Below are 20613 nucleotides of genomic sequence, written 5' to 3'. Positions count from 1 at the left end.
CGAATCATGGATCTCAAGCGTCTGCTCGGTGCGACGTTCGTCCGCATGTGCACGTTCCTGCATAGGCTGGCGGTGGCGCCATAAGATACGTGGTAGGTCGAGAAGAGCAGGATTGCAGGAAGGAAGAGGCCAGCGCGATGCAGGATGATGGAAATGCAGATCTGTTCGGCACGCCTTCCCCTCGCAAGGAAGCTGCACGCCACGGGCGCCCTGCGGCACATTCCGCACCGATGATGCCCCCTGCATCGCAAACGGGCGCCTCGCCCATGCCGACGTCGCGACAGACGCAGCCGCTGGCGGACAGGCTGCGCCCCTCCACTCTGGCCGAGGTCGTTGGTCAGGATCATCTTCTCGGCCCAAAAGGGCTGATAAGCCAAATGCTCAGCCGTAACACGCTGCCAAGCCTCATCCTGTGGGGCGGACCCGGATGCGGCAAGACCACGATTGCGCGGCTGCTTGCTCGTGAGGCCAAGCTCAGATTCGAGCAGATATCAGCCGTTTTCTCGGGTGTGGCTGATCTCAAGAAGGCTTTCGAAACCGCCTCGCGCTTCCAGCAGGAGACAGGGCGAGGGACGTTACTCTTCGTTGACGAGATCCATCGCTTCAACCGCGCCCAGCAGGATGGCTTTTTGCCTTATGTCGAGCGTGGGACCGTCATCCTGATCGGTGCGACAACGGAAAATCCTTCTTTCGCTCTCAATGGCGCGCTTCTGTCGCGCTGTCAGGTGATGGTGCTCAACCGGCTGGACGATAACGGGCTCGAGAAGCTGCTCCAGCGTGCCGAAGCCCTGTCCGACACAGCGCTGCCACTCACCGCAGAGGCACGCGCTGCCTTGCGTGCCATGGCAGATGGCGATGGGCGCTATCTGCTTAATCTGGTCGAACAGATACAGGCCCTGCCGGCCGGGGAGCTGCTTGATACGGCGGGGCTGGCCGGTGTGGTGGCCCGTCGGGCGGTGCTTTACGACAAGGATCGCGAGGAACATTACAACCTGATCTCGGCGCTGCACAAATCGCTGCGCGGATCAGACCCCGATGCGGGACTCTACTGGTTTGCCCGGATGCTCGAAGGCGGGGAAGACCCTCGTTATATCGCCCGCCGCCTGACGCGCTTTGCCGCAGAGGATGTGGGTATGGCGGACCCCACAGCGCTTCCGCTGGCCGTGGCCGCGTGGGAAACATATGAGCGTCTGGGCAGCCCCGAGGGCGAACTGGCCCTGGCGCAACTGGTCGTGCATCTGGCTACAGCACCAAAATCGAACGCCGTCTATCGTGCCTATAACCAGGCCCGCAAACTGGCCCGCGAAACGGGCAGCCTTGGACCGCCACACCATATACGCAACGCCCCTACGAAGCTGATGCAGTCGATCGGCTACGGCAAGGGCTATGAATATGACCATGATACGGAGGAAGGATTTTCGGGTCAGAACTATTTCCCCGATGAGATGGCGCGCGTGTCACTCTATCAGCCCACCGATCGTGGTCGGGAAAGCGAAATCAGAAAAAATCTGGACAGGCAGGCCGCAATACGGGCAAGCCGTCGCCCATGAGTGTTACGACCCGTATTGTCAGTGAAGATGAGGCCGATATGCGCCTCGATCGCTGGTTCCGCCGCCATTATCCCGACCTCACCCAGGGGGCGCTGCAAAAGCTGTGCCGCACAGGGCAGGTGCGTCTCGATGGCAAGCGCGTGACTGGTGCAAGCCGTCTTGCCCCCGGCCAGAGCCTGCGCATCCCGCCTCTGCCTGCGCCGATGGCGGCGCAGGCCGACCGTCCGGCCCCGCTGGACCCGCAGTTGGCCCGCGAGATCGAGCGCATGGTGGTCTATCGTGACGATCAGGTGATCGTGCTCGACAAGCCATCCGGCCTGCCCACGCAGGGCGGACCCGGTATCACCAAGCATATCGACATGATGCTCGATGGCCTGCGTGGCGATCTGCCTGACCGGCCGCGCCTCGTGCATCGCATCGACCGCGACACGTCCGGTCTGTTGCTGGTCGCCCGTACACCAGGCGTTGCCGCCAAGCTGGCCGCAGCCTTTCGCGGGCGCGATGTGGACAAGACCTACTGGGCGATTGTCGTCGGACGCCCCATGCCCGGCTCAGGTGTGATCGATCAGCCGCTTGCAAAGCTTGGGGCCGGTAACGGCGCCCTCATGATTGCCGCCACGCGTGATGACGAAGATGCCGTGGTGGCCAAGACCGATTATGAGGTGGTCGATGCGGCGGGCAAACGCCTCTCATGGCTTGCGCTCAAGCCACTCACAGGCCGCACCCATCAGCTGCGCGTACATTGCGAAACCCTCGGTACGCCTATTCTTGGCGACCCGAAATATGGTGGCAAGGCCGCGCATATGGAGGGTTTTATCGACAGGTTGCATCTTCATGCGCGTGCACTGGAGTTTCCGCATCCTGCCGGTGGTCGCCTGCGCGTAGCGGCCCCATTGCCGCCCCATATGCGTGACACATTCAAGGATCTCGGCTTTACCGCCGGTGAGACGCCGCGCCCCGAACGGATCGGGGGCAAGACCGGCAGGAAATGACCAAGGAACTCGTCAAATGAAACGTCTGACTGCGGCGCTCATCGTCATTCTGGTGCTGGCGGCAGGCCTGGCCGTGACGGCCCATATCCTGATCGATCGTTCATCGCTGAAGGAGGATGTGATTGCCGCGGTCAAGCGACAGACCGGCCGTGATCTCGCAATGGCGCGTTTCTCGGTGGGCGTACTGCCCTGGCCGTCCTTCAGTGCCTATCAGGTCACGCTGTCTGACGAAGGGGGCGATGGCGTGACGCCGATGCTGCGCGCACGCGACATCCGCGCGTCGATCGCGCTCATTCCGTTGCTCTGGCGCGAGATCCGTCTTGAAAACCTGACGGTGATGCGCGGTGCGGCAATCCTGCATCGCGACGAGTCCGGTCAGGCGAACTGGGTGTTTCATCCTCCCTCGGGTAAAACCGGCGCTTCATCGGGACACGTGTCTCGCCCGCAAGCCCGATGGAAGTTGCAGATTGGCTCTGCGAAGCTCGATAACATCAGGATTTCCCTGGATGACCGGCAGGGGCATCATGGTGGGACGTTAAGCGTGGAACGGGCCGAGTTTGACGGTCTTTCTTCTCCTTCTCCCTATCTCGATGTCCACGGGCGCCGCGGGGACGTACCGTTCCGGGTCAACGGCCATATCGGGCCGCTTTCGCTGTTCCAGGGGAGCAATCCCCCCTGGGCCGTGAGTCTTGGCGCGACATTGGGCAATGACGGCAAGCAGCAGGACTGGCTCAATTTCGATGGCCAGATTACCGATATGCGCCACTTCCATGGTTTCTCGGGCGTATTGCGTGGTGAACTGGCCTCGCTCAAGGATGTCGAATCCTTATTCCCCCATGCCAATCTGCCCGATGTGAAAGGGCTTGGGGGCGAGATCGGGGTGTTTGATGCTGACCCGCAAACGGAAGAGGCCGGTCTTGGTCTTTCCCGTCTGGGTATCAACCATGTGCATCTGCATGCCGATTCCAGCCCGACATGGCGCGGGCTGACATTCAGCGCGGCGCATGTCGATGCCGACACGCTTTCATCGGCTCTGGCGGTGAGTGCTGTCGTCAATGGTGACGTGATCAGCGATCTGGCATCAGGCATAGCTCTGCAGGGGCGTTTTGGAACCTTGGCCCAGGCTGGCGCGGCCTGGCAATCGGGGCTTGCGACGCCGCTTCCGGTAGCGGTGGATCTTCGGGATGCCGCCAAGATCGGGACAGGTACGGGGCTCACAGCCCACCTGTCGGGCCAGATCGGTGCAGACGAGTCCGCGCTGTCTCTGGAGGGGCAGGCACGCACGCTCGATGTCATGCAGGCAATGCTGCACGACGTGGCGCTTAAAGGTGAAGTGCAGCGCGATGCGTCCGGATCCATTCAGATCAAGGGACTGACCCTGACAAGCCATGAGGCGACGGGTGTGATCGATGCTTCGGTCAAAGCCCCCCTCCCATCCGCCATAGAGGGAACAGTCCGGTTCTCGGCTCTCGATCTTGACGCTCTCAAGGATCTCTGGCTGGGACGGCGTCATGACAAGACCGGAGAGGCAGCGCAAACTGCTGCGCCATCCGGCTCGGGCGCCGCTGAGGCCTCGTCTCCCGCATCGACGGCAGCCCCATCTGTCCAAATGCCGATAGCAGGTCAAGTCGGGGCATCAGGACACAGCGCCGTGATACCTCATCCGGCAGGTATGTCGGCTGTACCCACCGACGTTGCGGACAAAGCCGGTAGCACAACTGGCTTGCAGCGCTTCATTGACCGGGGGCAGGCATCGATCGATGTTTCTGTCGCGAAACTGCGTTTCAATGGTGATGATTACAGCGATGTCTCCGGGCATATTGCGTTGAATAACGCAAAGCTGGCCATCGACTCTATCAAGGGGTCGGGCAATGGCATGACGCTTGCCGGGCGTGCCGTTTACGACCGGAGTGGGTCGCCAGCCTCTGTCAGTGTCGTTTTCTCTCCGGTACTCTTCCCGGCCACGCTGGCGCAGACCCTGCTGTCTATTCCGGACCTGTTTCACGGGCCGCTGATGCTGGTGGGTGAGCTCGATGCACGGGGTGAGACACGCGCAGCGATGCGCGACACCCTGCAGGGGCATCTGGGCCTTTCCATGGTGGGTGGCACGATCGATACCAGCAGGCTTGGGGCCTATTTGGGCGATGCAGCGCGCTCGCTGCTTTCGCATCGTGAACTGCCGGTGCGCTGCCTTGGGCTTCACGCCCGGTTCGAGGGAGGGCAGGCCCAACTCGATACGATCGGTATGGAGGCTGGTGCGCTTACCCTGTCTGGCCACGGTGTTTACGGTCTCGCTGACGAAATGCTCGACCTGCATCTGGTGCCGCGTATCGGCTTTGGCGGCACCGGGGCCTCAACTCCGGTACTGGTCAAGGGAACGCTCGAGGCACCCAAGGCAAGCCAGGAGGCAACCGTAGGGGGGCGGTTCCAGCTGACAATCGGCGGCAGCCAGCCCGATACCTGTCCCGATATCCTCTCCGCAGCGCGTGAGAATACGTCAGGTGAGGCAGCGCCCGAGCGCAAGAAGCATTCGCAGGCCTCTGAATTGCTGCATGGTTTGGGGATATTGCATTGAGCCAGACGATCAAACGTTTCTGGAAAGCCGTTGAAGTCGCAGCGTATGGGCCCGATGGGCATTACGCCGTCATGCTTGATGGGCGCCCTTTCAGACTGCCCGGCGGAAATATGCTGACCACATCCTCTGCAAGGCTGGCTGATGCTATTGCTGCCGAGTGGCGGGCCATCCCCGAAGGAGAGGCCTTTCGGACCGCAGATCTGCCCATGACGCAGATGGCTGGTACGGAAATCGAGCGTGTCCGGCCTGACCGCGAGCAGATCATTGGTGGCCTTAGCGCTTATGGTGAAAACGATCTGCTTTGTTACCGGGCTGTCGGGTCTCTTGGCCGGGAGCAGGATTCTCTGTTTGATCCGGTTCTGGCCCTGTTTGGCAGCAGGCATGGTGTTTTGCCTCAGGTCACGCGCAGTCTTCTGCCGCTCTCCATCGCTCCTGAGCTTCAAAAAGCCTACGGGGCCGCCCTTGAGCGTATGGATGATGCAGCCCTGACCTGTGCCGCAATCTGCGCACCTGCAACGGGAAGCCTGATTCTGGCGATCGGCCTGGTCGAGGGATGGGTGGACGCTGCCTCGGCACGGCTGATGGCCAGTGTCGAGGAGCGGCATCAGATGGCGCAATGGGGCGAGGATGCCGCGCTGATGCAGGAGATTGATCGCAACGCGGCAGATGTGGAAATTGCGTTACGGTATCTGGAGCTTTCTTACGGAGCTGAGACGAATCAGGCATGATTTTGCCATGATCGGCCTTTAACCCTTGCCTTCAGTGGTCATCACACTCGGTGACCATTGGTTACTCGACCAGCTCTTCGCGATTTATTAGAGGGTTGTCAGGTAATCGGAAGAATTTGTGCAAGGATCAGGTATGTCTTCTCGTATTCAGGCCGTGCTGGATGAGAACGCCGCTGCTGCAAATCTCATTCGTCGTATTCCGTTCAAGGTGCGTTCTGCCCATTTCGTGGCACGTTGCGTCCAGAATGTCTGGCTGCTCCTTGCAGCAACCCCGGTCATTGTTGTGATCTGCGCCATCAAAGGCTGAGTTTCGCTCATCCGGCCTCCGCCGGGAGGCAAGATCGCACGGCATGAACCGTCCAAGGGCGCAGCTCTTGCCACCCTTGCTGCACAGCAACGAAAAAGCCCGGCGCAATGGCCGGGCTTTCTGCTTTTACACGCTCTGTATCTCGCTCAGGGAACGAGCACTGTGGCGACAGCCGTGGCGGCAATACCCTCTTCGCGGCCCGTGAAGCCAAGGCGCTCGGAGGTGGTTGCCTTGACCGATATGCGGTCCACATCGACCTGAAGCAACGAGGCAAGGCGTTCGCGCATAGCCTGAGCGTGAGGGCCGATCTTGGGACGCTCGCAGATGAGCGTTACATCGGCATTGATCAGCATGCCGCCGCGCTGGCGAATACGCTCGCCCGCATGAATTAGGAAACGTGCGGAATCCATATCCTTCCACTCATTATCCGTAGGCGGAAAATGGCGGCCGATATCTCCCTCGGCGAGCGCACCATAGATGGCGTCGCACAGGGTGTGGATACCGACATCAGCGTCGGAATGGCCCGCCAGCCCGCGATCATGGGGGATGGTGATACCACAGAGGATCAGGGGACGGCCGGCCTCGAAGGCATGAACGTCATAGCCCAGCCCAGTGCGCGGGAGTGGGGTCGAGCCGAGCAGTCTTTCGAGACGCACGAGATCCTCCGGTAGGGTCAGTTTGATATTATCTTCAGCGCCCTGAACGAGGGCGACCGGATGACCCGCGGCTTCGAGCAGGGCGGCGTCATCGGTGACAGGCCCCTGATGTGTGCGGTGCAGGTCGAGCAGAAGCGGGAAATGGAAGCCTTGCGGGGTCTGGGCACGCCACAGGGAGTCGCGGCAAACGGTTGTGTCGACCAGGCCGTCGCGACCGCGCTTGAGCGTATCCGCCACAGCAACCGCTGGTATCGCACCCGGATGCTTTTCAAGCGCCTTGAGCACGTTCCGTACCACCTCGGCTGGCACGTAGGGGCGTGCGCCATCATGGACCAGAACAAGATCGGGTGGCTCAGGCAGGCGTGCTAGGGCCTCAAGCCCGGCGCGCACGCTGTCCTGACGCTCACGCCCACCTGCGACAGGCGGTAATGTCTCGATCCCATCGAGGGCCTGCAGCAGTAGCGGGTCATTACCGACCGGCTGGATGAGGGTCACATGGTCGCGCAGCGCTTCGGCCGCGTGGCGAATGACGGTTTTGCCACCAAGCAGGAGGTACTGCTTTGGCATGGCGGACAGGCCGGTGGCCGGCGCGGCGCTGGCATCAGCGAAGCGGCGACCGGAACCGGCGGCGAGGAGGATGGCAGCAATACGCATGATGTTCAGGGAATGGGGATTTGTCCCTGCCGCGTCAAGCCAAGAAAAAAAGGGCCCCGCAGTGACTGCGGAGCCCATGACCTGTGCGTCACACGTCACGTGTGTTTCAGCGACCGATGTCGCGCAGGCGGATACCCTTGTTGAGCTTGTGCTCGAGAGACTCCAGCGACACGCCACGTGTCTCAGGCACGAAGGCGAGGGTGACGAGAATGAACACTGCATTGAGCGCAGCATACAGCCAGAAGGTGTGCGAGGCGCCCAGTGTGCCAAGCAGCGTCAGGAACGTGGCGCCTACGACCATGTTCGCAATCCAGTTGGTGAAGGTCGAGCAGGCAATGCCGAAATCACGACCCTGGAGCGGCTGCACCTCGGCGCAAAGCACCCAGATGAGCGGGCCGGCAGAGAAAGCAAAGCCCGTGATGAAGAGCAGCAGAACCCCGACCGAGAGATAATGCATCATCGTGCTCGAATCCTGGCCGAAGGAAAGCAGGATCGCGAGCGCACCCATGCCAATGGCCATGATGACGAAGCCGGCGACGAGCATCGGGCGACGACCCCAGCGATCGACGAAACCGATGGCGATGAAAGTAGCCAGCATGTTGACCAGACCGACAATGGCGGTGCCCCACATCTGCCCGTCCTGACCGAAGCCGGCAACTTCGAAGATACGCGGGGCGTAGTACATGACGATGTTGATGCCGGTGAGCTGCTGGACGATTTGCAGACCAATGCCGAGCATGACGGAGCGACGGAAGTTCGGGTTTTCTAGGAACATCGAAAAGCCGCGCTGCTTCTGTTGCAGGCCTTCCTCGATGTCACGGATTTCGCTCTCGGCTTCGGCACGCGAGGCGCGCAGCGAGGCCAGCGTTTCGAGCGCCTCAGCGTGACGGCCACGCAGCATCAGCCAACGCGGGCTATCGGGTAGGAAAAGTGAGCCCACAAGGAACACAGCACCCGGAACGGCGACGATACCGAGCATCCAGCGCCATGACCCAGAATAAGCAAACATGGCATCAGAGATGAAGGCGAGCAAAATCCCGATGGTGATCATGAGCTGATACACCGAAATCAGGCTACCGCGATGCTGTTCATCAGCCACTTCCGAAATGTAAAGCGGCGCGACGAAGCTCGCGATACCGATGGCAAGCCCGAGAATGGCGCGCGCGATGATCAGCAGAGCGACAGAATGGGCCACGACACAGCATATGGCGCCGATCACGAACAGGGCAGCACTGAAGACAAGCGCCTTCTTGCGGCCGAGGCTATAGGAAAGACGGCCGGCAATGAGTGCCCCAAGGGCCGCGCCGAACATCATGGAAGAAACGATCCATTCCTGAGCGGTGTCACTGGCCTGGAATTCCTTGGCAATGAAGCCAAGGGCGCCGGAGATGACGCCGATATCGAGACCGAACATCAATCCTGCGACTGCCGCGAGAATTGCAGCAAGCATCATTTTTCCAACCAGCGGAAGCTTCGTTTCTACTGGGTTGGACGAGGTAACGTTACTCATATGAGAAGACCTTAGTCGAGAAAGCCTTGGGGCCGGGCCTGCAGAGGAATCGCTGTTGTCACACGAGAAATCCCAAAGTCGGTGTGATCTTTAAGGGTTTGTCACGTTAATTCAAACCAAAATCGTTGTGATCCACATATTGGGTTGTGGTGCGTTCCCGCAGGGGGATGGTTGCGGTGCGGAGTTGCACGGCGGCGGCAATCCGGGAGCAAATAGCCCTCAAATCTCAACAAGAGCGGAGGAAGTAAGTCGGTTTAATATGAAATTAACCGAAAGCAGGTAAGGCCGGTCTGTTGGATGATAATCTCATAAATGGAAATATAGACGAAATATAAATCACTCATAAATACTAAACAATACAAAATATGTCTTCCTGATATAACTCTTCCTCCAAATCATTCCATAACTGTGCAAGACGAGAGTCATAAAAGAGACCATTGTATAAATAGGCAATCAAGCTTTCGTATGTAAATGGATTGGTCTCATGTCTATTGTCATAGCAGCATCAAAAACTCTCTCGGTACTTGCTTTTGCAGGATCCATTCTCGGCTTGGGGGTTGCGGCTTCGGCGTCCCTTCCTGATAACTCCCATCATGTTCTGTCCACTTCCTCGAGCGTGGCTTATGCTGGCCCGCGTCCGCCTGCTGGCCAGAAGTGGGATCCGTGCATTGAGCCCGGTGCCTGCATTGCCAGCAACCGTCAGGACGTTGCCTATGCTGGCCCGCGTCCGCCTGCTGGTCAGAAGTGGGATCCGTGCATTGAGCCCGGTGCCTGCATTGCCAGCAACCGTCAGGACATTGCCTATGCTGGCCCGCGTCCGCCTGCTGGCCAGAAGTGGGATCCGTGCATTGAGCCCGGTGCCTGCATTGCCAGCAACCGTCAGGACGTTGCCTATGCTGGCCCGCGTCCGCCTGCTGGTCAGAAGTGGGATCCGTGCATCGAGCCCGGTGCCTGCATTGTCAGCAACCGTCAGGACGTTGCCTATGCTGGCCCGCGTCCGCCTGCTGGCCAGAAGTGGGATCCGTGCATCGAGCCCGGTGCCTGCATTGTCAGCAACCGTCAGCATACGGCCTGACCGATATCAGGGGGGCATGATCTACAGCAGATGATAGATACCCATTGCACTGGGCATGCGCTCTATTCGTAACGCCAGCTATCGCGAGTTTTTAACGACGGAGTCTGGTAGTTGTATTAGAGTATCGAAAGAGAGCGCATTTACGCGTTGAGGAACGACATCTGATCTCCGTCCTGCGCAGCCGTCAGAACAAGGAAGGTGCGACACATCCGATGTCGGCCTTCCTTTGTCATGCCCGGTGCTTTGCACTGATTACGGTGATGTTCTCGGGATGGGGCGCCTTGCAGGCCAGAGCAGGTGATGCTGATCTGACCATGCAGAGTTTCACGCAGCGCGATGGCGTGGATAATTCGTACATCTATGGGCTATCCCAGGACAGGCAGGGTTACCTCTATCTCCTCACGCAGCGCTCTCTGTACTTCTTTTCCGGTCGTCGCTTTTACCGGATCAATGTTCACCATGGACCTAATCAGTCCAGTGACGCAGATGGTGTGCGGTTCCTCTCCGATGGCCGCGTTGTGGTTCTGCAGCGGGGTTCCCTGGCAATTTCCCAGCAGGCCACGAGCGAGCGGATATCACCACTTCAGCTCGAATTTACCAGATTGAAGCTGAGTGGCGTAGGGCATGTTCGCAACATCCTCACAGATGAGGGGCGTCTTGTCATCGTCAGCGACCACGGCGTGTATCTGTGTGATCCGCCAGAGGATGAGTTGCTTGCATGTCCTGCGCGGCCGGTCGATGCGAGTTCGCGGGCTCTCGTCTATCAGATCGGAGAACGGGTTTTTCTTCGCGAGCCCGCGAGCACAGTCCTGAGGGATCTCACCGGGTTGCGCACGTTGCGCCTTCCCTGGGATGCAGAGATATTCAAGTCGCCGAACAACGAGCCTGATCTCAGATTATATGCGCTGGAGACCAACGCCCTGCTCCTGCTGAACGATAACGGCTATGTCAGGAAGCTGCCGGTTGATTGGAAACTCGATTTCTCAAGTATTACTGAGCATCCAACATTCGTGGTCGAGTCATCCGATGCGACCATGTTTTTCGACGGCACCCGCCTGCATTCCTTCAATGGAAAGTACTGGAGTGTGCCCAATCACGATCTTGCCCGGGAGCAGGATATCCATTTTGCCTATGTCGATCGTGACCGGCAGCTTTGGRCCGTTCAGGATTCGGTTGAACTGATCAAACTGATCGGGTGGGGCACATGGGAGAACCTGGAGCCTCAGAGCATACGCTCTACCTGGTCCGTCCTGCCGCACGAAGACGGACAGTTGCTCCTGACCGATCAAGGCCTTTATGACCTTCGACAAAATGAAATTGGTGCGCGGCTCAGGGACGGTAATTTCTTCTTTGGCCTCCCGGACGGTAAGGCGGGATACTGGCTGCCTGTCGATGACCGTGATCTGCTTCATTGCCTATTCCGCGCCGAACATCTGATTTGCGATCAGAAGTTACCTATCAGGCGGATACTCGGCCTCGCTGCCTCGCCACGAGGTGAGATGCTGTGGATCGCCTCCGATGAGGGGATGCTCGAAATGCCGCGGCCAGGCGCTGGTGTGCCAGGCATTGCGCTGGATGCGAAAGGCAAGCCGCTCAGCAAATCTGCCAGCGCTATTGCGTTACGTGATGATGGTACGCCGTGGGCTATCATCGGAAACGCACTCTATCGACGAACTGACTCCGGACGCTGGTTTCCTGTGATTACTCATTGGGCCAATGGACGTGATTTTTCGCCATTGACCATGGTGTTTTCTTCCCATGATGATCTCTGGATAGGTGGTCTGCGCGCTCGCGCCGGACTGCTTCATATACATCTTGACGGTGACCGGATTGGCGGCAGCAGCAAGATTGGCGCGGAATGCACTGGGTCACAGATCATTTTCAGCCTGCTATGGGACCGGCATCACCGATTGTGGGTGGGGACCGAAAACGGTCTTGCGGCTTATGACGGGCATCAGTGGATACGCCTGACGCGCGATGACGGCCTGATTTCGGCGAATATCAATCAGCAGGGTCTGACCGAGGATCCGGACGGATCGATCTGGGTAACAACCACACGCGGCGTCTCGCATCTGTTGCACCCGGAGCATTTTTTTGAGCCGACGGATCTGAGGCCTGTTTTTGTTGAGGCCAGACTTGGGGAGCACATATTACCCGAGCATGCCGTGCCCTACACGCGGGATCCGTTGATGGTTACGTTGGGGACGCTCAATACGGCACTCGCTTCGACAACCTATTTCCGCTATCGACTGGAGGGCGTTGATCAGGACTGGATCACGTCAACAACCGGCGAGATACGCTATAACTTTGTGCCACCGGGCCATTCCCGACTCATTGTCCAGGCGATCAACGACAACAGGAATATCGTCTCGCGACCGATCACCCTGCTCATCAGAATGCAACGCCCCTGGTGGATGGCATGGCCATTGATCGTGTCATACATCGCGGCAATCGTGGTTTTGCCATATATTCTCAACCGTGTTCGCTTCCGCTACCTCCTGAAGCGCCAGAGGCGGCTGGAAACGCTGGTTGATGAGCGTACGGTGGAAATGCGTGCAGCCCAGGCGGCTCTGGAGCAGCAGGCGAGGCAAGATGGACTGACACGCCTCATGAACCGTCGTACGGCAGAGGCGAGCGTTCTGCGCCTGCTGGAACGCCTCGGACAGCCCGACTTCGAGGGTGAGCATCGTTCCCTGACGCTCGCGCTTTTTGATGTCGATTACTTCAAGTCGATCAATGATACCTTTGGCCATACGATCGGTGATGAAATACTGGCGGAGATCGGGGCTCGTCTCTTGCGTGACAAGATGACCGAAGAGATTATCGGTCGTTATGGTGGCGAGGAGTTCATGATTGTCGTCCAGGGCGATCTGCCTACGTCACTTGGACGTGTCAAAGCCCTGCTTGCTGCGCTGAGCAATGAGCCTTTCGAGACCAAGGTAGGTGCGCTGGTCATCGGATGCAGTGCCGGGGTGGCGCGAAGTGTTCCTGAAATCGAAACCCCTCGCGAGATCTGGATGGAAGCGCTGGAGCGCGCTGATCAGGCGCTCTATCGTGCCAAGGTCGAGGGCCGTGGGCGCCTCGTAGTCAGTGAACAAGACCAAGACGATGAGGGCTATCCAGGCTGAAAGCCGGGATGGTGACCTCGAAGCGCTCACCGGTGGCCGGCACGATCATGTGGTACATCCCGCGCATGAAGCCACACGCTGTGGGCAGGGCCACACCCGATGTATATTCAAAAACTTCCTGCGCGATAAGAATGGGCTGCTCGCCAATCACGCCATCACCATGAATATGGTCGGTCTTGCCGCGCCCATCGGTGATTTCCCAGAACCTGGTCAGGAGCTGGATCGTCTCGTTGCCACCATTCTCGATCCGGATATGGTAGGCCCAGGCAAAATGATGGTCTTCCGGCTGTGATTGGTCCTCGAGCCAGAAAGTGCGCACAGAGACGGTCACCCCCTGGGTTGTGGCCTCGTAGCGAGGCGCAGCTTCCATGGCTTCGGCAAGGCTCGCTTCAGGGTCGGCCACGAGGCGGGGAGGGGCAGGCTTTTGCGACATGCCCGCCTTGTAGGCCGATGAAGCGCCGGAAAGCAATCAGGCTTTGAGCGCAGCAAGCCCTCGCTGAAGATCCGCAATCAGGTCGCTGGCGTCTTCAAGTCCCACGGAAAGACGGATGGCGCCATCTGTAATCCCGAGTTTGGCGCGCTCGGCCGCATCGACCTTGGAGTGCGTTGTCGTGGCGGGATGGGTGGCGAGAGACCGTGCATCGCCCAGATTGTTGGAGATCGCAATCAGCCTGAAGGCATTGAGGAAGCGGAACGCAGCCTCACGGCCGCCCTCGACCTCGAAAGCCACCAGCGAGCCGCCATTGAGCATCTGCTTTTCAACCAGGGCGCGCTGGGGGTGAGAGGCAAGGCCCGGATAGGCAACACGGGCAATACCCGGCTGGTTCTCGAGGAATTTTGCCACTTCGCTGGCATTGTGAGCCATGGCGTTGACGCGCAGCGGGAGTGTTTCGAGCCCCTTGAGCAGCACCCACGCATTGAACGGGGAGAGGGCGTTGCCTGTATTGCGGGTAAAGGGCTGGAGAACTTCCTCAATCCACTGCTTGCGGCCCAGAACAGCGCCACCAAGAACGCGGCCCTGCCCATCGATATGCTTTGTGCAGGAATACAGAACCACGTCAGCCCCGAGGGCCAGAGGCTTCTGCCCGACCGGTGAGGCAAACACGTTATCGACCATCAGCAACGCGCCTGCCTTGTGGGCGAGATCGGCAATGCGTTCGATGTCCAGCACGTCGAGCATCGGGTTCGAGGGGCTTTCGATCAGCACGGCACCGGTTGGCTGCGAAAGTGCTGCCTCCCACCCGGCCCAGTCATCACCATCGACGAGAACAGTCTCGATGCCATAGCGCGGCAGCAGATTGGTCACGATCCAGTAGCACGAGCCGAACAGGGCGCGGGACGCAACCACACGGTCGCCTTGCTTGAGATGGGATAGCAGGGCGGATGAGACCGCCCCCATGCCACTGGCTGTCACAATGCACGCCTCGGCCCCTTCCAGCAGGGCAAGGCGTGACTGGAGAGCATCGGTCGTGGGATTACCAAAGCGGGAATACTGGTAATGGGTGACGTCGCCGGTGAATGTGGCGGCTGCCTGTTCGGCGCTGTCATAGACAAAGCCTGAGGTGAGGAAAATGGCTTCGCTGGTTTCGCCATGTTCGGTACGGCTGACATCCTCGTGCAACAGACGTGTCGAGGGGCCGAAATTGTTTTGAGTCATGGGATGGAAACGCTCCAAAATGCACCGTGAACCTTAAGGTGCGATTCTGGCCGTGGAAAACCTGGAGCCAAACTGGTTCCGGGCCTCTTTAGCGCTGTTGTTTAGCCTCGCCGCAATCCGGCCGTTCAAATCGCGAGGGTTCTGCCGCTTGCGGCATCACGGCTACGACTATGCGCAAAGGCTGTGTCCGTCGTCAACCGGTAGTGGGATGATTGCATCACGCAAGCGACTGGGATAGAAGGGGCACGGTTGCGGGTGTAGTTCAATGGTAGAACGGCAGCTTCCCAAGCTGCATACGAGGGTTCGATTCCCTTCACCCGCTCCAATTCCCCTAAAAACTGGGTCCGAAGACTAGCCGCGAAGAAGTTTTTTCTTCGGGGTCTCCTCACCCTTGTCCTTGCTGTCTTTGTCCGTCTTCTGCGGTGCCGGCGCCGTGACGGGCGCACCATCCTGGTAGGCTGTTCCATTCCAGGTCCAGCGATCATTCTTGTCGATGAGCAGATCATGCATGCCGTTGTGACGGCTCGACAGGACAGATATGGCCCCGGTTACCGAGTCGAGCACAAGCCTCCAGCCGCCCTTGTGACGCAGATAGACCGAGGTGGAGCAGCCTGCCGATCCGCAGAGGCGGGCGGATTGCAGTTGCACAAAAAGCGCCATATCGCCCCGGTCTGTCGAGAGCGGTGCCGAGGCAACCAGAACGACAGGCTGATCATCATGTTTGGCGGCATCGGCCAGATCGCCCGCGCTCAGTTGACGGGCCTCCTGATCGAGATTGGTACCAGGCTGCGCCGTGAGAATGACTGGATGCGGCCCATTGCCTGATGGGGGCGACTTCTGATGCGTCCGGGCCAAGGCTGGTGCTGCCATAAGGCCCGTGATGGCAATACCCGTCAGTACCACACGAAAACGCATCGGATTGTCTTTCATTTTGCCCGCACGAATCGCAGGGACCGTTCTTTCACGCCGGTTTATTACGCATGTCTGAGCGTAACGACCAGTACATCGCGATAGGCCGGGCGGGCGGGGTCGATCGGCTCGACGGGGGTGACCCCGTGGTACACACGATGGTCATCAACCAGAGCCGTGTCGAGGGGGGATTCGAGCGTGAACGAACCGACTTCCTGACGGTGATCGTCGTGGATCGTTGTGACGCCGGAGGCGACATTTTCGCGATTGACCATCAGAACGAAAACCCAGTCTACACCATCACGATGCATCCCCTCCGGCGTGGGGCGGCCCTGGCTGCCGGCCTGGGCCTCGATGCGGAACTGATGCACTTCCGCGTGCCAGCTATCGGGTTGGGTTGAGGCCGGCGTCATACGCAATGCCAGAAGATGGGCGGCATTGAGAATGGAAAGCATGACCGGATGCGAAGCAATGGCATCCTCTATCGGGCCAAACCAGCGTTCGATCCCGCCATTGAGCAGGTTGTAATCGCGGCTCTGATAGTGGGGCTGATGACGCTTGCGGTCGATACGCCCACCCGCCAGGGCATAGGTGGCATAACGCCGTTTGCGATAGCGTCCGCCATCCGCCATGTACCGGTCGAGCCCCAGCCGGTTCCAGCTTTCGGCAAAGCGCTCCCAGTCCTCGAAGCCGAAAGACTTGAGGAAGGAGCGCATGTCGGGCCCACGCTCGAAGGCAAAGCCACGCGCCTGCAGCGTGGCGACCATATCATCAAGGCGTTGTGCCTCGGCGGGGGGGAGGGACTGTGACCGTTGCAGGGGCATGAATCGAGACTACCGTTGATCGGATGTTACTGGTCCAGACGAGGGCGGGTTGGGTTCAGATGAGCCTTGAGGAAGGCAGCCGTCCCGCGGGCCAGACCCATGACGCCAATCTGATGCTGACGGAAGATCAGATCATGAAGCCATCTCGGGGCGAGGCCACGCAGGAAGCCGCCACCGAAACTCGTCGAGGCACCAACCATGCCCCACCCGTTATAGTCTCCCAGAGACACGACCGCACCACGGTCGCGGTAAACAAATGTCGAGGGCTCGCGTCCCTGAGCGATGACCGGTATAGCGCGGCCAAGATAGATGCCCTGCTGGCGCGCAACCTGTGCTGTGGCGGGAAGCGGCGCGTCGTTGATACGCGCGCAGTCGCCCAGCGCAAAAATCGACGTATCGCTCGTGGACTGCATGTGATGGTTCACGACAAGCTGGCCGCCACGGGCAATTTCAAGCCCCTCGAACAGTTCGGTCGCAGCACTGGCGCGCACACCGGCAGCCCACACACGCAGCGAGGCCGGGATGACGCGCCCGTCTTTAAGGTGAAACCCTTCCTCATCCACTGACGTCACCATGGCCTCGGTCAGAACGGACACGCCCAGAGCTTCGAGCTGCTTGCGCGCATCGTTCGAAACGCGCTCGGGGAAGGCGGGGAGAATACGCTTGCCCGTCTCGATCAGAGAGAGGCGCAGCACGTTGCGTCTTGCATCCTTGCCATAACCGGGAGCGAGATCGATGGCGCTGCACAATTCGGCGGCGAGCTGCGTACCGGTTGCGCCACCGCCGACAATACCGACTTCAAGCTTGCGGTTGCTGGCCGCTGCATCACGGAAAGCTGCCCGGAATTTCTCATGGAACGAGCTTGCATCCGGCAGTGAATCGATGAAGGTGCAATTGGCCATAACGCCCGTAATGCCGAAATCATTCGAGCGCGAGCCAAGCGAGACCACCAGCATGTCGTAGGGTACGATCTCGTCATTCGCGAGGCGTATCTCGTGCTTCTCACGATCAACGCTGCTCAGCGAACTCTGGATGAAGCGGAAGCCGAAACGGCGGCTGGCCTCCACAAAGGTCGTACAATCCCGCGTTTCCTCACCCGTGCCCGCTGCAAATTCGTGCAGCATGGGTTTCCAGTAATGGACGGCGCCCTTGTCGATCAGCGTGGTTTCGATATTGCGATGGCGGCCGCGACCGAGGGTCATCGCTGTTTCCATCCCGGCAACACCGCCGCCGATGATGACCACGCGAAATCCATTAGCCATGAAGTTTCCTCCGCAGTGTCGTCCGGGCAGGAATTACGACACTGATATGATTGCTCTTGTTGTGAGCGCGTCTCGCTCTCAACCCATAATGTGGGAGCAATCAACGCGGTCGTCCAGACGCGAGATGCGTCGCAGCGATCAAAAAAGGACGACTACGGTACTAAATCAGAAGATGATGAGGCGCAATGCCGCACGCAGGCACTGAGAACGGACGCAGACGCTGTTGAACAGAAGTCTGTCCGCTGGATTCGGGAGAGGGAGCGCCTAAGCGCTCGGGCTTCAGCGGTCGCGAAGAAGAGGACCGCTAGAGCGAAGGCCGCCATGCTGGACCCGGTTGGCGGGCCCAGCGGTCGTGGTTCAGCTCCGGTAGGAGCCGTTGATGTCGATATAACCGTGGGTCAGATCACAGCTCCAGATCTGTGCGTGGCCATTGGCCAGCCCGAGATCGATCTGGATATCGATGTCCTGACCCTTCATGTGGGCCACCACGGGGGTTTCATCATAGCCTTCGACAACCGTTCCCTGTCGGGCAATCCAGACATTGCCGATGGCGACCGAGAGTGTGTCGCGATTGGCTGGCTCACCGCTCTTGCCAACGGCCATGACGACGCGGCCCCAGTTGGCGTCCTCACCGGCAATAGCCGTCTTGACCAGCGGGGAGTTGCCAACGGCGAGGGCGATCTTCTTGGCCGATTCGTCCGAGACGGCGCCGCTGACACGCACCGTGAACATCTTCGTTGCCCCTTCACCGTCACGAACGACCATCAGGGCCAGTTCGAGCAGCAGGGAATCGAGGGCTTCACGGAAAGCCGCCAGTGCAGGATCGGTCAGGGAGGTGATCTCGTCATGACCGGCCTGCGCCGTGGCGAAAACGAGCACCATGTCTGACGTTGATGTGTCGGAATCGACCGTAATGGCATTGAAGCTGTGTTCTGTGCCCTCGCGCAGGAGCGATTGCAGCACATCATGGGAAATTGCGGCATCGGTCACCACAAAGCCCAGCATGGTGGCCATGTCGGGTGCGATCATGCCGCTGCCTTTGGCAATGCCCTGCAGGGTGACGGTCTTGCCCCCGATTTCGACCTGCCTTGTGGCAGCCTTGGGAAAGGTGTCGGTGGTCATGATGGCGCGGGCGGCGTCTTCCCAGCCCTCGGGCGAGAGCGCCTCATAGAGCTGAGGCATCGCGTCACTGATGCGCTCGGCGTCGAGTGGCTCGCCAATGACGCCGGTCGAGGCAAGAAACACTTCTGTTGCTGGACAATGTACGACACGCGCAGCGGCGGCCGCCGAGATTTGCGTGGCGATCACGCCCGCGCGGCCGGTAAAGACATTGGCATTGCCCGAATTCACCACCAGCGCACGCGCCTTGCCCTGCGCCAGAGCCGCACGGCTCCAGTCGATGGGAGCGCCAGGGCATTTGCTGCGCGTGAACACGCCCGCCGCCGTTGTGCCAGGCACGAACTCCATCATCATGAGGTCAGTGCGATCCTTGTAGCGGATCTGCGCGGCAACAGCGCCCAGCCTGACACCAGCCACCGGCAGAAGGCGCGGCAGGGGTTGGGCGAGGGGGGAGCGGGGGAGGGCTTTTGCCATAATCTGTCTCCGAGCTTTAAACGTCGGAAAGAGGATGCACGGCTTGGGGCTCAGGTCCAGCCCCCCGCCCCGCAATGGGGCGAAAAGACCGGAATTCTGAGTAAAAAGTGAGCGTTAGATGCTCACCTGTATGTGGCGATTACTTCTTCGCCGGGGCTGCAACCGGGGCATCGCTGATGGGCTTGCCCTGGGCGTCGTAGCGCACGATCTTGACCTTCTTCTGTGCGTCATCGACGATCTTGCGCACGTTGTCACGGATCAACTGCTGACGGATTTCGTCATGCACCTGGTCCAGCGGCGGCACAGGAGCTTCGCGCGAGGCCAGAACCTGAATGACGTGCCAGCCATACTGGGTCTTGACCGGGGTCTGGCTGATCGTGCCGGGCTTCATGGCGAAAGCGGCCTTCGAGAATTCCGGCAGCATGTCGTCTTTCTTGAACCAGCCAAGATCACCGCCGCTTGCGCCCGATCCCTTGTCGGTCGAGAGCTTCTTGGCGAGATCCTCGAACTTCGCGCCCTTGTCGAGCTGCTTGATCACGTCCTTCGCGGTTGCTTCATCGGCCACAAGAATATGGCGGGCATGAATTTCCTGCTCACCCTTCTTGGAGGCGTAATTCGCCTGATAGGCCTGCTTGATGGCGTCTTCCGTCACCAGCGGCGCAACCTTTTCCTGCAGATAAGCATTCTGCAGCGCGTTATCGGCGGCATCCTGCATCTGGGCCTTCACGTCCGGCTTCTTGTCGAGGCCTTCCTTGAGTGCGTCGATCTGGATGGCCTTCTGGCTGACCAGCTGGTTCAGCAGGATGTTGACCAGCGTGTTCGGCGGCAGCTGGCGCGCCTGCGGGGGCAGGCTGGCAGCAGCGTGCTTGACGTCATCCAGATAGATCTTCTGTCCATTGACAGAGGCAATCAGAGGGTTGGCATCGGCAGGAGCAGCCGGGGCAGCGGCCGGAGCCGCATTCGCCGGGGCGGCAGGGGCAGGGGCTGCGAAAGCCGGAGCCGCCAGAGTCGTGCCGGAGATGAGAGCGGCGCAGAAAAGGGCCGGGCGGGTAAGCCGCATGGAGAAATAACCTCGAAAAACTCGTGGAACTTTGTCCAGCATGGCGCAGGCTTGGGCGCTCGGCAAGGCCGACAGGGGCGCGATATCGGGTTTTGATAGCGCTCTTCATGAAGAAAACGTGCGTTGCGGGGCT

Annotated in this window: 16 protein-coding genes, 1 tRNA gene and 1 riboswitch; of the genes, 8 read left to right on the top strand and 9 right to left on the bottom strand. The window is 59.8% G+C overall.

Annotated features, from left to right (window positions below):
- Window positions 1-137: 137 nt before the first annotated feature.
- The 5 genes from ED655_RS11705 to ED655_RS15610 all read left to right on the top strand — a co-directional run bounded on the left by ED655_RS11705 (window position 138) and on the right by ED655_RS15610 (window position 6152).
- A complete protein-coding gene (locus ED655_RS11705; RefSeq protein WP_122050277.1) occupies window positions 138-1550 on the top strand; it encodes a replication-associated recombination protein A in 1413 nt (470 codons plus the stop codon).
- Window positions 1547-2542, top strand: coding sequence for an RluA family pseudouridine synthase (locus ED655_RS11700; protein WP_122050276.1), 996 nt, complete (start codon window positions 1547-1549; stop codon window positions 2540-2542). The genes ED655_RS11705 and ED655_RS11700 overlap by 4 nt, the downstream gene beginning before the upstream one ends.
- Before the next feature lie 16 nt (window positions 2543-2558).
- Window positions 2559-5117, top strand: a complete 2559-nt coding sequence (locus ED655_RS11695; RefSeq protein WP_122050275.1) for an AsmA family protein — start codon at window positions 2559-2561, stop codon at window positions 5115-5117.
- On the top strand, window positions 5114-5845 hold the full coding sequence (locus ED655_RS11690; protein WP_162993499.1) for an ATP12 family protein: 732 nt from the start codon (window positions 5114-5116) through the stop codon (window positions 5843-5845). The genes ED655_RS11695 and ED655_RS11690 overlap by 4 nt, the downstream gene beginning before the upstream one ends.
- 133 nt (window positions 5846-5978) lie before the next feature.
- Window positions 5979-6152 (top strand): hypothetical protein, encoded by a 174-nt coding sequence (locus ED655_RS15610; protein ID WP_023977686.1) that lies wholly within the window; start codon window positions 5979-5981, stop codon window positions 6150-6152.
- A 146-nt stretch (window positions 6153-6298) separates the two neighbouring features.
- Here the strand turns inward: ED655_RS15610 and ED655_RS11685 are convergent, their stop codons facing one another.
- Together ED655_RS11685 and ED655_RS11680 are read right to left on the bottom strand one after the other, a co-directional pair.
- Window positions 6299-7462, bottom strand: a complete 1164-nt coding sequence (locus tag ED655_RS11685; RefSeq protein ID WP_122050338.1) for a bifunctional 2-C-methyl-D-erythritol 4-phosphate cytidylyltransferase/2-C-methyl-D-erythritol 2,4-cyclodiphosphate synthase — start codon at window positions 7460-7462, stop codon at window positions 6299-6301.
- Between the two features lie 106 nt (window positions 7463-7568).
- Window positions 7569-8972, bottom strand: coding sequence for a sugar porter family MFS transporter (locus ED655_RS11680; RefSeq protein WP_122050273.1), 1404 nt, complete (start codon window positions 8970-8972; stop codon window positions 7569-7571).
- Between the two features lie 484 nt (window positions 8973-9456).
- On the opposite strand from ED655_RS11680, the gene ED655_RS11675 reads away from it, so the two are divergent.
- Complete coding sequence (locus ED655_RS11675) at window positions 9457-10047, top strand: hypothetical protein (protein WP_162993498.1); 591 nt, start codon at window positions 9457-9459, stop codon at window positions 10045-10047.
- 212 nt (window positions 10048-10259) lie between these two features.
- Window positions 10260-13175, top strand: a complete 2916-nt coding sequence (locus ED655_RS11670) for a GGDEF domain-containing protein (protein ID WP_122050271.1) — start codon at window positions 10260-10262, stop codon at window positions 13173-13175.
- Here ED655_RS11670 and apaG read toward each other — a convergent pair.
- Both apaG and metZ read right to left on the bottom strand, forming a co-directional pair.
- Window positions 13135-13608: a Co2+/Mg2+ efflux protein ApaG gene (gene apaG, locus ED655_RS11665; protein WP_035443949.1), complete on the bottom strand. Its 474-nt coding sequence runs from the start codon at window positions 13606-13608 to the stop codon at window positions 13135-13137. The genes ED655_RS11670 and apaG overlap by 41 nt on opposite strands.
- A gap of 36 nt (window positions 13609-13644) precedes the next feature.
- Complete coding sequence (metZ, locus tag ED655_RS11660; RefSeq protein WP_122040067.1) at window positions 13645-14832, bottom strand: O-succinylhomoserine sulfhydrylase; 1188 nt, start codon at window positions 14830-14832, stop codon at window positions 13645-13647.
- 67 nt (window positions 14833-14899) lie between these two features.
- A riboswitch (SAM riboswitch) is annotated at window positions 14900-14979 on the bottom strand.
- Window positions 14980-15083: 104 nt separating this feature from the next.
- Between metZ and ED655_RS11655 the strand changes: the two genes are divergently transcribed.
- Window positions 15084-15157 (top strand) — tRNA-Gly (locus ED655_RS11655).
- A gap of 26 nt (window positions 15158-15183) precedes the next feature.
- On the opposite strand, the gene ED655_RS11650 is transcribed toward ED655_RS11655, so the two are convergent.
- The 5 genes from ED655_RS11650 to ED655_RS11630 form a co-directional block, all read right to left on the bottom strand.
- Window positions 15184-15747: a hypothetical protein gene (locus ED655_RS11650; RefSeq protein ID WP_205836034.1), complete on the bottom strand. Its 564-nt coding sequence runs from the start codon at window positions 15745-15747 to the stop codon at window positions 15184-15186.
- A gap of 59 nt (window positions 15748-15806) precedes the next feature.
- Window positions 15807-16565: a 2OG-Fe dioxygenase family protein gene (locus tag ED655_RS11645; RefSeq protein WP_408735671.1), complete on the bottom strand. Its 759-nt coding sequence runs from the start codon at window positions 16563-16565 to the stop codon at window positions 15807-15809.
- A gap of 26 nt (window positions 16566-16591) precedes the next feature.
- The gene (locus tag ED655_RS11640) at window positions 16592-17827 is read right to left on the bottom strand and encodes an NAD(P)/FAD-dependent oxidoreductase (protein ID WP_035443912.1); all 1236 of its coding nucleotides are present in this window, start codon (window positions 17825-17827) and stop codon (window positions 16592-16594) included.
- A 357-nt stretch (window positions 17828-18184) separates the two neighbouring features.
- The gene (gene argJ, locus ED655_RS11635) at window positions 18185-19420 is read right to left on the bottom strand and encodes a bifunctional glutamate N-acetyltransferase/amino-acid acetyltransferase ArgJ (protein WP_122050269.1); all 1236 of its coding nucleotides are present in this window, start codon (window positions 19418-19420) and stop codon (window positions 18185-18187) included.
- Between the two features lie 139 nt (window positions 19421-19559).
- Window positions 19560-20480, bottom strand: a complete 921-nt coding sequence (locus ED655_RS11630; protein WP_023978587.1) for a peptidylprolyl isomerase — start codon at window positions 20478-20480, stop codon at window positions 19560-19562.
- Between the last annotated feature and the right edge of the window lie 133 nt (window positions 20481-20613).

Source organism: Asaia bogorensis (genome assembly GCF_900465345.1).
Lineage (GTDB): Bacteria > Pseudomonadota > Alphaproteobacteria > Acetobacterales > Acetobacteraceae > Asaia > Asaia bogorensis_A.
This window is presented reverse-complemented; position numbering and strand designations above follow the sequence as displayed.